Source organism: Listeria cossartiae subsp. cayugensis (assembly GCF_014229095.1).
GTDB lineage: Bacteria > Bacillota > Bacilli > Lactobacillales > Listeriaceae > Listeria > Listeria cayugensis.
The window spans coordinates 343215-355455 of the sequence record NZ_JAARZC010000002.1; the positions used below are offsets into that span (position 1 = coordinate 343215).

The 12241-nt window shown below is 39.4% G+C and carries 12 protein-coding genes; all 12 read left to right on the forward strand.

Annotation, left to right across the window (positions count from 1 at the left end):
* Positions 1-34 precede the first annotated feature (34 nt).
* Complete coding sequence (locus tag HCB49_RS08800; RefSeq protein WP_185480919.1) at positions 35-1060, forward strand: FecCD family ABC transporter permease; 1026 nt, start codon at positions 35-37, stop codon at positions 1058-1060.
* Positions 1060-2082 carry a FecCD family ABC transporter permease gene (locus tag HCB49_RS08805; RefSeq protein WP_185403843.1) on the forward strand — a complete coding sequence of 341 codons (1023 nt, stop codon included), beginning with the start codon at positions 1060-1062 and terminating at the stop codon, positions 2080-2082. Before HCB49_RS08800 ends, HCB49_RS08805 begins: the two co-directional genes overlap by 1 nt.
* Before the next feature lie 241 nt (positions 2083-2323).
* Positions 2324-2776: a ferric iron uptake transcriptional regulator gene (fur, locus tag HCB49_RS08810; protein WP_070785259.1), complete on the forward strand. Its 453-nt coding sequence runs from the start codon at positions 2324-2326 to the stop codon at positions 2774-2776.
* 147 nt (positions 2777-2923) lie between these two features.
* Positions 2924-3817 (forward strand): site-specific tyrosine recombinase XerD, encoded by an 894-nt coding sequence (gene xerD, locus HCB49_RS08815; protein ID WP_008948288.1) that lies wholly within the window; start codon positions 2924-2926, stop codon positions 3815-3817.
* Between the two features lie 28 nt (positions 3818-3845).
* On the forward strand, positions 3846-5030 hold the full coding sequence (gene deoB / locus HCB49_RS08820; protein WP_008948287.1) for a phosphopentomutase: 1185 nt from the start codon (positions 3846-3848) through the stop codon (positions 5028-5030).
* Between the two features lie 18 nt (positions 5031-5048).
* Positions 5049-5867, forward strand: a complete 819-nt coding sequence (locus tag HCB49_RS08825) for a purine-nucleoside phosphorylase (RefSeq protein ID WP_185604718.1) — start codon at positions 5049-5051, stop codon at positions 5865-5867.
* 180 nt (positions 5868-6047) lie between these two features.
* The gene (lysA, locus tag HCB49_RS08830; RefSeq protein ID WP_185392110.1) at positions 6048-7358 is read left to right on the forward strand and encodes a diaminopimelate decarboxylase; all 1311 of its coding nucleotides are present in this window, start codon (positions 6048-6050) and stop codon (positions 7356-7358) included.
* Positions 7359-7373: 15 nt separating this feature from the next.
* The gene (locus HCB49_RS08835) at positions 7374-8123 is read left to right on the forward strand and encodes a segregation/condensation protein A (RefSeq protein WP_008948284.1); all 750 of its coding nucleotides are present in this window, start codon (positions 7374-7376) and stop codon (positions 8121-8123) included.
* Positions 8120-8716 (forward strand): SMC-Scp complex subunit ScpB, encoded by a 597-nt coding sequence (gene scpB / locus HCB49_RS08840; protein WP_185392108.1) that lies wholly within the window; start codon positions 8120-8122, stop codon positions 8714-8716. Before HCB49_RS08835 ends, scpB begins: the two co-directional genes overlap by 4 nt.
* 2 nt (positions 8717-8718) lie before the next feature.
* Positions 8719-9453, forward strand: a complete 735-nt coding sequence (locus HCB49_RS08845; protein WP_008948282.1) for a pseudouridine synthase — start codon at positions 8719-8721, stop codon at positions 9451-9453.
* A 172-nt stretch (positions 9454-9625) separates the two neighbouring features.
* Complete coding sequence (locus HCB49_RS08850) at positions 9626-10342, forward strand: response regulator transcription factor (protein WP_008948281.1); 717 nt, start codon at positions 9626-9628, stop codon at positions 10340-10342.
* A gap of 100 nt (positions 10343-10442) precedes the next feature.
* Positions 10443-12233, forward strand: a complete 1791-nt coding sequence (locus HCB49_RS08855) for an ATP-binding protein (RefSeq protein WP_185604719.1) — start codon at positions 10443-10445, stop codon at positions 12231-12233.
* The last annotated feature ends 8 nt before the right edge of the window (positions 12234-12241 follow it).

The window sequence follows — 12241 nt, forward strand, 5'->3', positions numbered from 1 at the left end:
GAGCGGATAATTTAGATGGAAGGAACATGTACAGATGGATAAGTCAAAACAGATAAAAATGAATACAAGACCAACTGTCGCGATTTTTATACTTTCGGGTGGGCTTTTGTTGCTTCTAGTTCTCGCTTTGTTCGGAATTGCGGTAGGAGCGGCCGATATTAATTTGAGTACGGTTTGGGATGCACTTTTTCATTATAATAGTTCGGAAACGCAGCATCAGATTATTCGTAGTTTGCGTGTTCCACGGGTGATTGCGGATATGGCGATTGGTGCGGCGTTTGCGGTGGCTGGCGCGATTATGCAAGGGATTACGCGGAATCCGCTGGCTGATTCGGGCTTGCTTGGGTTGAATGCTGGGTCGACATTTATGGTAGCAGTTTGTTTTGCATTTATGCCGTGGCTCAGTTATAACTCGTTAATTTTGTTTTCATTTGTTGGAGCGGCGATTGGTGCTTTCATGGTTTTTGGCGTTAGTTCGCTGGCTGGGAGTGCGATGTCTCCAACGAGGTTAGTACTTGCTGGTGCGGCGGTTAGTTCACTTCTTACGGCACTTAGTGAAGGGCTGGCGATTTATTTTAAACTGAGTCAAGATTTGGCATTTTGGTACGCTGGTGGGGTTGCTGGCGTGAAATGGAGCCAACTTGCGGCGATTTGGCCGTGGTTGCTCGGTGCGCTTATTGCGGCGATTTTGCTGAGTAAGTCAATTACGATTTTAAGTTTAGGCGATGACATTGCAGTTGGTCTTGGTGAAAAAACAACTTTTGTTAAAATTGCTTCGATGGTAGTGGTGTTGATTTTGGCGGGACTAGCTGTGTCGGTTGTTGGGCCGGTTGGGTTTATTGGTTTGATCGTGCCACATTTAGTCAGATTTTTAGTTGGGGTTGATTATCGTTGGATTATTCCATGTTCGGCTGTTGTGGGGGCATTTTTGACTTTAGCGGCGGATATCGTGGCGCGAACTATTAATCCACCGTATGAAACGCCAATCAGTGTTATTTTTGCGCTAATCGGGGTTCCTTTCTTCTTATATGTAGCTCGTAAAGAAAGGAGGAACTTATAATGTATATGACGGTTGCAGAAAAGCGAAAAAGATCACGGCGAATTTGGACGTTAATTATTTTAAGTGTGCTGATATTTTGTACTTTTACATATAGTGTCAATGCTGGTTATTCGAAATTGCCATTTTTAGAAGTGATTAAATCTTTCTTTGGAATGGCGGATGCGGGCACACAGCTTATTGTGACGGAATTTCGATTGCCTCGGATTGTTATTGCACTTTTAGTTGGTGCTGGGCTCGCGGTTTCGGGAACGATTTTACAAGGGATTTCTGGAAATGGGCTGGCGGACCCGGGAATTCTTGGGATTAATAACGGTGCAGGTCTTGCGGTTATGCTTTATATTTCCTTCTTTCCTTCCACGATGGATGTACCGGTTTTATTTATGCCTTTTATTGGGTTTATCGGGGCGATTTTAACGGCGTTTGTTGTGTATGGGCTTTCTTATAGTAGGAGTGAAGGATTGTTGCCTAACCGGTTGCTACTTACGGGGATTGCTGTTGCGGCGGCGATTGCGGCGTTAATTACCCTTTTAACTGTTCGACTTGATCCGCAGAATTATCAACGTTATGCGGAATGGATGGCTGGAAATATTTGGGCATCGAGCTGGCAATATGTCTTTGCACTTTTACCATGGTTAATTGTTTTAGGGACGATTGCTTTTATGAAAGTGAAAACGCTAGATGTGCTTTCGTTTGGAGATCAAGTGGCTACTGGGCTTGGTGTTCGCGTGGAACGGGAAAAATTTGTTCTATTAATAGTAGCAGTTGGTCTTGCTGCGGCTTGCGTTTCTGTTAGTGGCGGGATTGCCTTTATCGGGTTGATTGGGCCACATATTGCGAGGAAGCTAGTCGGCTCGGCGCATCGCTGGGTAATGGTAACGGCGGCACTTTCTGGTGGTTTGTTATTATTACTTGCAGATACGATTGGACGATTGATTATTCAACCATCGGAAATATTTGCGGGGATTGTTGTCGCGATTATCGGCGCACCGTATTTCTTGTTCCTTCTTGCTAAAGCTAAATAATAATTATTATTGATAACGAGAAATTAATGAGTAATTGATAATCATTGTAGACAGCCTATTGCTTTTGTGATATCTTAGTAAACATAAGCAATAGGAATTGACTACGTGCCATTTTTATCGTGAAAAGGAAATTCCTAACTTGCATTTTATTTATAATTATTATAAACTGTATTCATTGTTAAATGATAATGATGATAATTTAGAAAGACAACTTGTTGTAGCAACCAAGGGAGGAACCATAATGGAAGGTCGTATTGGACGCATTAAAGCACAACTTCATGATGCTAGTTATAAATTAACACCACAGCGAGAAGCTACTGTTCGCGTTTTACTGGAAAATGAAAAAGATCATTTAAGTGCCGAGGAAGTTTTCTTGCGTGTGAAAGATATTGCGCCTGACACTGGTCTTGCAACTGTTTATAGAACGCTTGAGCTTTTAACAGAGCTACGCGTGGTAGATAAAATTAATTTTGGTGACGGCGTATCTCGTTACGACTTGAGACAAGAAGGCGCTAAGCACTTTCACCATCATTTAGTTTGTTTAGAATGTGGGTCTGTGGAAGAAATTCAAGAAGATTTACTAGAAGATGTGGAAAAAATCGTTGAATCGAAGTGGAATTTTCTTGTTAAAGATCATCGTTTGACTTTCCAAGGGGTTTGCGCCGATTGCCGACAAAAAACTAAAAAAGAATAATCACAGAGTTTGAGATAATCTATCTCAAACTTTTTTTGTTAAAGATGGACTGAATTGCCTGAAAAGTATTATAAGTTTCTTTCTATTAATTAAACGTTTTCAGTCAGAGTGGAACATGGTAGAATAGGTCTTGTGGAGGAAATGCTTATGAATGATTTAATTGAAGATTTTTTACATTTTTTAATTGTAGAAAGAGGCTTATCCGCTAATACTATCAAAGCTTATCAGCGAGATTTACACTATTTTGTTTCTTACATGGAAACTTCTAAGAATTTAACGGATCCCAATATACTTGAAAGAAGCGATATAGTAGGATTTATGGCGTTTGCTAGGCAAGAAGGAAAGTCAGCAAGAAGTGTCGCGCGATATATTGCCTCACTACGATCATTTTTTCATTATTTAATGCACGATGGAAAAATGTCACATGATCCAATGATTCAAATTGAAACACCAAAACAAGCGCAAAGCCTACCCAAAGTTTTAAATTTAGATGATGTGGAAAAGTTACTTAGTTCATCGGATACTAGTACCCCGCTCGGACTAAGAGACCAAGCAATGATGGAAATTTTATATGCGACAGGACTTCGTGTAACGGAACTTGTTCGACTAAAAATGGATGATTTGCACCTTCATATGGGTTTTATTCAAACAATTGGTAAAGGCGATAAAGAAAGAATTATCCCGCTTGGAAAAACGGCAACAACCGTTTTAGAACAATACTTAGAGGAAGCACGACCAAAACTTCGCAGACCGAAATATCGAAATGATTTTGTCTTTTTAAATCACCACGGTCAAGGACTGACTAGACAAGGCTTCTGGAAAATTTTAAAAGGAATTGCGAAAGAGTCGGGGATTGAAAAGCCGATTACACCGCATACTTTGCGTCATTCATTCGCCACCCATTTGCTTGAAAACGGGGCTGATTTAAGATCAGTACAAGAGCTCCTTGGTCATGCCGATATCTCCACTACGCAAATTTATACACACGTAACAAAACTGCGCCTAAAGGATGTCTACAAGCAATTTCACCCGCGCGCTTAAAAAATATAACGGAAAAGGATGAGTAAATATGCCAGATAAATTTAAACGAGTACATGTAGTTGTAATGGATTCAGTTGGTATTGGAGAAGCACCAGATGCTGCTGAGTTTGGCGATTTTGATGTCGATACATTTGGACATATTGCAAAACACGTTGGCGGATTAAACATGCCTGAAATGGGCAAATTAGGTTTATCCAATATTCGTGAAATCGACGGAATTAAAAAAGCAGAAAAACCACTAGCTTACTATACAAAAATGCAAGAAGCTTCGAATGGTAAAGATACAATGACAGGTCACTGGGAAATTATGGGACTATACATTGATACGCCTTTCCGCGTTTTCCCAGATGGATTCCCTGATGATTTAATCAACCAAATTGAAGAAAAAACGGGTCGCAAAGTAATCGGAAATAAACCGGCAAGCGGCACAGAAATTATGGATGAGCTCGGCGAAGAGCACGTTAAAACTGGCGCGTTAATTGTTTATACATCGGCTGATTCTGTTTTACAAATCGCGGCGCATGAAGATGTTGTACCTTTAGAAGAGCTATACGAAATTTGTGAGTTTTGCCGCAAAATCACTTTGGATGATCCGTATATGCTTGGTCGAATTATCGCACGTCCATTCGTTGGTGAACCAGGTGCGTTTGTTAGAACGCCAAATCGCCATGATTATGCGCTTAAACCTTTTAAACCAACTGTAATGGATGCTTTAAAAGATGGTGGCAAAGATGTGATTGCGATTGGTAAAATTTCTGATATTTTTGACGGTGAAGGTGTTACAGAATCTATCCGTACAAAATCCAATATGGACGGAATGGACCAATTTATCGCTGTATTAGATAAAGACTTTAACGGTATGAGTTTCTTGAACTTAGTTGATTTTGATGCACTTTTCGGACATCGTCGTGATCCTCAAGGTTATGCGGATGCGCTTGTTGATTTTGATGGTCGTTTAGTAGAAGTAATGGAAAAGCTGACAGATGATGACCTTTTAATTATTACAGCTGATCACGGAAATGACCCAACATACTCTGGCACAGACCACACTCGTGAGTTTGTACCATTACTTGTATACTCACCACGTTTCAAAAATGGTGGTTCAGAATTAGAATTACGCAAAACGTTTGCCGATCTTGGCGCAACTGTTGCCGATAATTTTGATGTAAAAATGCCGGAATATGGCCAAAGTTTCTTAAAAGACTTGAAATAGGAAAAGGGAGGAACAAAAATGAGTTTAGAAAAAGTAAATGAAGCAGTTGCGAAAATTAGAGAAAGTTATGCTGGAACGCCAAAAATCGGTTTGATTCTTGGGTCTGGTCTAGGTGTTCTTGCAGACGAAGTGAACAATCCAACAAAACTTTCTTATAGCGAAATCCCACATTTTCCTGTTTCTACAGTAGAAGGACATGCTGGACAATTTGTTTTTGGTGAGTTAGAAAATAAAGAAGTTGTTGCCATGCAAGGCCGTTTCCACTTTTATGAAGGCTATTCGATGCAAGACGTTACTTTCCCAGTTCGTGTTATGAAAGAACTTGGTGTAGAAGTACTTGTCGTGACGAATGCAGCTGGGGGCGTAAACGAATTGTACTCAGCTGGAGACTTGATGTTGATTTCTGATCACATTAACTTTATTGGAACGAACCCGCTTATCGGACCAAATGACGAGCATTTTGGCCCACGTTTCCCAGATATGTCCGAAGCATATAATTTAGCTCTACGTGTCGATGCTAGACTTATTGCGCAAGAACTTAATTTAACTATTCGTGAAGGTGTATATGCTGGATTTAGCGGTCCAACTTACGAAACGCCTGCTGAAATTCAAATGATGCGTACGCTTGGAGCAGATGCAGTTGGAATGTCCACTGTACCAGAAGTAATCATTGCGAATCATGCTGGATTACGCGTACTAGGTATTTCTTGTATTACGAATATGGCTGCCGGAATTCTGGACCAACCACTTTCTCATACAGAAGTTATTGAAACAACGGATAAAGTTCGCAGCACGTTTTTACAATATGTAAAAGCAATTGTTGCTAAAATTTCTTAAAATAATTGGTAGCTAACCTCAGTCCAAATTTATTATTTTCTGAAGCAAGAAGATAATCGATTTGGGCTGAGTTTTTTACGTATTTGATATTATTTTCAGATAGTTATTGTCGCTCGGCTTCTTAGTGTGCTACTATATAAAAGAACTTTTAAAAATCTATAATGTAAAGGTGGGATTGGCGTGACGTTTGAACGGCTTGGAACAATGAATGTAAATGCAGAAGGACATCTCGAAATTGGAGGGGTGGACACTTTAAAGCTTACTGAAAAATATGGTACGCCACTTTACGTTTATGATGTAGCGCTAATCCGTGACCGAGCAAGAGGATTTAAGAAAACATTTGAAGAGTTAGGCGTGAAAGCGCAAGTAGCTTATGCGAGTAAAGCATTTTCTGCTGTAGCGATTTACCAGCTGATGGCGGAAGAAGGCCTGTCGCTTGATGTGGTTTCGGGCGGAGAACTGTATACAGCAATTAAAGCGAATTTTCCTCCTGAAAGAATTCATTTTCACGGAAATAATAAAAGTGCAGAAGAAATACATATGGCGCTTGATTATGGTATCGGCTGTTTTGTTATCGATAATTATTATGAAATTAGTTTATTAGAAGATATATTAATAGAACGAAATGAAAAAGCTTCTGTGTTAATTCGTGTGACACCGGGTATTGAAGCCCATACACATGATTATATTTTAACAGGACAAGATGATTCGAAATTTGGCTTTGGTCTTACTAATGGGCAAGCCGAGAAAGCGATTAAACAAGTACTTCATGCAAGTGCGTCTTTTGATTTAATCGGGCTACACTGCCATATCGGTTCGCAAATTTTTGAAACAACTGGTTTTAAATTAGCAGCTCGTCGGATTATGGATAAATTGGTTGAATGGCACGGGACGCTTGGTTTTGATTCAAAAGTGCTTAATCTTGGTGGCGGATTCGGTGTTCGTTACACAGCGGAAGATGAGCCACTGGAGCCGAGTGAATATGTACGCCAAATTATGGATGAGGTCCGTGATGTAGCGAATAGTAATGATATCGCTATCCCAGAAATTTGGATTGAACCCGGCCGTTCGCTTGTTGGTGAAGCTGGTACAACCCTTTATAAAGTGGGGTCGCGCAAAGAAGTTCCGGGAATTCGGAATTACCTTGCTGTTGATGGCGGTATGTCAGACAATATTCGTCCAGCGCTATATGATGCGCATTATGATGCTGTTCTTGCAGCCAACCCGGAAAAAGTCGCAGAAGAAACGGTGGCTATCGCTGGGAAATGTTGTGAGTCTGGTGATATGTTAATTTGGGATTTACCGTTACCGAAATCAAATGCCGGCGAAGTGCTAGCAGTCTTTTGTACAGGTGCTTATGGTTATGCGATGGCAAGTAATTATAATCGCATCCCAAGACCACCAGTAGTTTTTGTGGAAAACGGAATCGATAAATTAGTCGTTGCCCGCGAAACCTATGAAAATTTAGTGCAAAATGATCTTTCATTATAGTAGGGCGGGACAGATATGGTAGAAATGAATTTTAAAGTGGATGCTTTTGAAGGACCACTTGACTTACTTCTTCATTTAATTGGACAATTAGAAGTTGATATTTATGATATTCCAATGGCTGAAATTACGGACCAATATATGGAATTTGTTCATACAATGCAAGAAATGGAATTAGATGTTGCTAGTGAATATTTAGTGATGGCAGCAACGTTACTAGCCATAAAAAGTAAAATGCTACTTCCAAAGCAAGAACTAGAAATCGACTATGATACACTAGAAGAGGAAGAAGATCCACGGGACGCTTTAGTTGAAAAGCTAATGGAATATAAACGTTTTAAAGAAGCCGCCAAAGAACTAAAAGAAAAAGAGGCCGAACGAAGCTTTTATTTCAGCAAGCCGCCAATGGATTTAGCGGAATACGACGATGGAACAAAAGTAGCCGAACTTGATGTATCCTTAAACGATATGTTAAGTGCTTTTAATAAAATGCTACGACGCAAAAAGTTAAATAAACCACTTCATACACGAATTACCACACAGGAAATTTCGATTGACGAAAGAATGGATTCTGTTTTAGGAAAATTACACCAACAAGTAAATCACCGCTTACGATTTGACGAGCTATTTGAAGAACAAACGAAAGAACAATTGGTCGTTACGTTTTTAGCACTATTAGAACTAATGAAACGAAAATTAGTCGAAGTAGAGCAATCGGAAAGTTTTGCGGATTTATATGTGCAAGGTAAAGGGGAAGAACTATCGTGAACAGAGAACAACAATTAGGCGTATTAGAGAGTTTGCTTTTTGCAGCGGGAGATGCCGGGCTTTCCACGGAACAATTAACGGAAGTCATGGAAATCACGCATATTGAAGCGCTCAATTTATTAGAGCTTTTAAGTGAACGATACAACGGAAATGCGGACAGAGGACTTATTTTATTAGAGTTAGCTGGATCGTTTCAATTAGCTACCAAAAAAGCACACGCGGAATTTTTACGTAAGTTAGTCGAAGTTCCTAGCAACACCGTTCTGTCGCAAGCGTCACTAGAAACATTAGCGATTATTGCCTATCGTCAACCGGTAACTAGAATGGAAGTCGATGAGGTGCGCGGCGTTCAAACAGATGGTCCGATTAGAACCCTTGTTGCTAAAGGACTCGTAACAGATAAAGGGCGTGTCGACGGAGCTGGGCGGGCAAAACTTTACGTTACAACAAGTGAGTTTTTAGATGCTTTTGGACTTAATTCTTTAGAGGATTTACCAAAGCTTGCTGATCCAGCGGCAGATGAACCAGATCAGAATGAAATGGACCTGTTTTTTGACCGGTTTAACCAAAGTAAAGAACAGGAGGAGGAATAAGAATGGAACGTTTACAAAAAGTAATTGCAAATGCGGGTATTACTTCAAGAAGGAAAGCAGAGAAGCTTATTCAAGAAGGTAAAGTAACAGTGAACGGGAAAGTAGTGAAAGAATTAGGTGTAAAAGTTAGTGGTACAGAACGAATCGAAGTAGAAGGAATCCAACTAACAAAAGAAGAACACCGCTATTTCCTTTTTTACAAACCAAGAGGAACAGTATCGGCTGTAACGGATGATAAAGGCCGCACAACGGTAGCCGACTACTTTGCTGATATTCCAGAACGACTGTATCCAGTAGGACGACTTGATTATGATACATCTGGTTTATTATTAATGACCAATGACGGGGATTTTGCGAACTTGCTAATGCACCCGAAAAATGAAGTTTCCAAAACATATATTGCACGTATTAAAGGAATTCCTGAACGTGAAGTGATTCGTCAATTAGAGCGCGGAGTTGTTATTGATGGTCGTAAAACAGCCCCAGCAAAAGTAAAAGTGCGTTCTTCTGACAAAACAAAAGACAAAGCAATTGTTGAAATCACCATTCACGAAGGACGAAATCGCCAAGTACGTAAAATGTTTGAAGCAGTCGGTTTTGAAGTGCAAAAACTATCAAGGGAAGAATACTCGTTCTTGAATTTACGTGGTTTGAACGCAGGGGAAAGACGAGAATTGTCCCATCATGAAGTAAAACAATTAAAAACAGAAGCAAGATTCGGTAAAAATAAAAAGTGACTTTTCGGCCAAAATATACTTTCTAATAGCGTGTTTTGTGAAAAACATGTATAATTTAAATCGTAGGAAATTTGGTATAGGCAATTGTATGGTTTTTTCGTATGTGGGTACGGAAGATTCCATTTATTTGAATGATCATTTTATGTAAATGAGAGTTAGGGGATGAGTACTTATGAGTGAACAAGTTAGAGTGCTTGTTGTGGATGATGAGGACCGGATACGCCGCCTTCTGAAGATGTATCTTGAAAGAGAGAACTATCGTATTGAAGAAGCTAGTGATGGTGATCAAGCATTAAGCATGGCGCTAAACAACAATTATGAAGTAATCCTACTTGATTTAATGATGCCTGGTAAAGATGGCATTGAAGTTTGTCGAGAACTGAGGGAGTTTAAATCGACACCTGTTGTCATGTTGACAGCAAAAGGAGAAGAAGCTAATCGCGTTCAAGGCTTTGAAGTTGGTGCAGATGACTACATCGTGAAACCATTTAGCCCAAGAGAAGTTGTACTGCGAGTGAAGGCTGTTCTTCGTCGTGCGAAACAATCTTCGGAAGAATCGGCTGGTGGAACACCGGGAGATATTATTACGTTCCCACATTTAAAAATTGATAACGAAGCTCATCGTGTTATTGTCGATGGGAAAGAAATTGGTTTAACGCCGAAAGAATATGATTTACTGTATTATTTAGCGAAATCCCCAGATAAAGTGTTTGATCGTGAGTCGCTTTTAAAAGAAGTGTGGCGGTATGAATTCTTTGGTGATTTAAGAACCATTGACACACACGTCAAACGATTACGTGAAAAATTACATGACGTATCAGAAGACGCTGCGAGAATGATTGTAACAGTTTGGGGTCTTGGATATAAATTTGAAATTCCAGAAGATTAATAAAACAGACTAAGATAACGGGCAAAGACGTTTAATCGGCAAGTGTTATGCCGCACGTGCTTTGTTCGTTGTTTTTTTGTTCGAATCGAGGTGAGAAAAGATGAAGATTTGGAATAGTATCGTTGGAAAAATTTGGAGTACGATAATCCTGTTATTAATTGGGATTCTGGTTATTTCTGGATTTCTCGTTGCGATGATTTATGAAAAAAATAATATTACCCAAATTACCAAAGAATTGGAAGAAAAAACCTCTAGTATTATTACCGTGATGAAAGAAAATGATGAAGTAATTTCCACAGAAAATCAAAATGATTCTGCACTTATTTTGCTGGATGATACGATGGGTGTAATTATTGAACAAGATGGAAAAAGCATTTATCAATCGCAATCACCAGATACGGTTTCCACAGCATCGGCGAATAAATTAATTCAAGATAAAACATTAGATAAAGCGCTAGATAAAGATAATAGTGTCACGATGAAATATAATTTTAAAACAGGGAACGGTTCTTTGCCAGTCGAAGTATCAGCTCAAAAATTCACCCTAGCGAATGGCGAAACGGGTGTTGTTTATGTCTATCAATCGTATCATGATATTTTGAAAGTTAACCAGAAGACTATGAGTACACTAATTATTTCTGGGATCATTGCGATTGTTATAACCTCTATCCTCTCTTTCGTCTTTTCTTCCCGAATGGCCTTTCCGCTTCGTGAAATGAAAAAAATTGCGATAGCTGTATCGAAGGGGAACTTTGACAATCGTGTGCCGACTTATACGCATGATGAAATTGGGGAGCTTGGCGTCGCATTTAATGATATGGCGAAACAATTAAAGTATAATATTAGCGCTCTTAGGCAAGAGAAGGAGCAACTATCGAATATTTTAGTTGGGATGGCAGATGGCGTTATTAAATTTAGCGTGGATAAAACGATTATTCTTAGTAATCCGCCAGCAGAAGAATTTCTGCATAATTGGTTCTTCTCTCCTGAAAATACGGAAAAAGTACTGATTCCAGTAGCCTTAAATGATTTATTAAATGATACGCTAGAAAAGAAAGAATCCCAAGTCGGTGAGATTACATTCGCTGACCGTACGTATGTCGCGATTTTAACGTTGCTTTATACGGGGGAACATGTGCGTAGTATTGTTGCGGTTATTCGTGATATGACAGAAGAAAAACAACTGGAAAAAATGAAAAGTGATTTTGTTAATAATGTGTCGCATGAACTCAGAACGCCAATTTCTATGCTACAAGGTTATAGTGAAGCGATTATTGATGGGGTTGCTCAGTCGGATGAAGAAGTGCGGGAGTTTGCGCAAATCATTTATGATGAATCGCTTCGTATCGGACGCTTGGTCAATGATATGCTGGACCTCGCTAGAATGGAAGCCGGATTTAATCAAATGGATAATCAAAAATTACCACTGGCACCATTACTTCGAAAAGTTATTTCTAATTTTGATGTGCTCGCCAAAGAGAACTTTGTAGAATTAGGCTTAGAATTAGAAACGCCAGATTTAGAATATTCATTTGACCCGGACCGGATGGAGCAAGTATTAATTAATTTAATTATGAACGCGATTCGCCATACCGGTAAAGAGGGCTATGCTGGAAAAGTAATTTTAAAACAAACGATTGATGAAGCACAGAGTAATCTTGTTATTACGGTGTCCGACAATGGCAGCGGGATTGCAGAAGAAGATATCCCATATTTATTCGAACGTTTTTATAAAGTCGATAAAGCAAGAAAACGTGGTAAAGCAGTGGGGACAGGAATTGGCCTTGCGATAGTGAAAAACATTGTAGAAGCACACAACGGAAAAATTTCAGTTGAAAGTGAACTTGGTAAAGGATCGGATTTTATTATCACCTTGCCTCTCTATAAATAGAATGGAGC

Coding starts and splice junctions, on each gene's coding strand:
- HCB49_RS08850 (WP_008948281.1), top strand. CDS start 9,626: ATGAGTGAACAAGTTAGAGTGCTTGTTGTGGATGATGAGGACCGGATA.
- xerD (WP_008948288.1), top strand. CDS start 2,924: ATGAATGATTTAATTGAAGATTTTTTACATTTTTTAATTGTAGAAAGA.
- HCB49_RS08800 (WP_185480919.1), top strand. CDS start 35: ATGGATAAGTCAAAACAGATAAAAATGAATACAAGACCAACTGTCGCG.
- HCB49_RS08845 (WP_008948282.1), top strand. CDS start 8,719: ATGGAACGTTTACAAAAAGTAATTGCAAATGCGGGTATTACTTCAAGA.
- deoB (WP_008948287.1), top strand. CDS start 3,846: ATGCCAGATAAATTTAAACGAGTACATGTAGTTGTAATGGATTCAGTT.
- HCB49_RS08825 (WP_185604718.1), top strand. CDS start 5,049: ATGAGTTTAGAAAAAGTAAATGAAGCAGTTGCGAAAATTAGAGAAAGT.
- HCB49_RS08835 (WP_008948284.1), top strand. CDS start 7,374: ATGGTAGAAATGAATTTTAAAGTGGATGCTTTTGAAGGACCACTTGAC.
- HCB49_RS08855 (WP_185604719.1), top strand. CDS start 10,443: ATGAAGATTTGGAATAGTATCGTTGGAAAAATTTGGAGTACGATAATC.
- HCB49_RS08805 (WP_185403843.1), top strand. CDS start 1,060: ATGTATATGACGGTTGCAGAAAAGCGAAAAAGATCACGGCGAATTTGG.
- fur (WP_070785259.1), top strand. CDS start 2,324: ATGGAAGGTCGTATTGGACGCATTAAAGCACAACTTCATGATGCTAGT.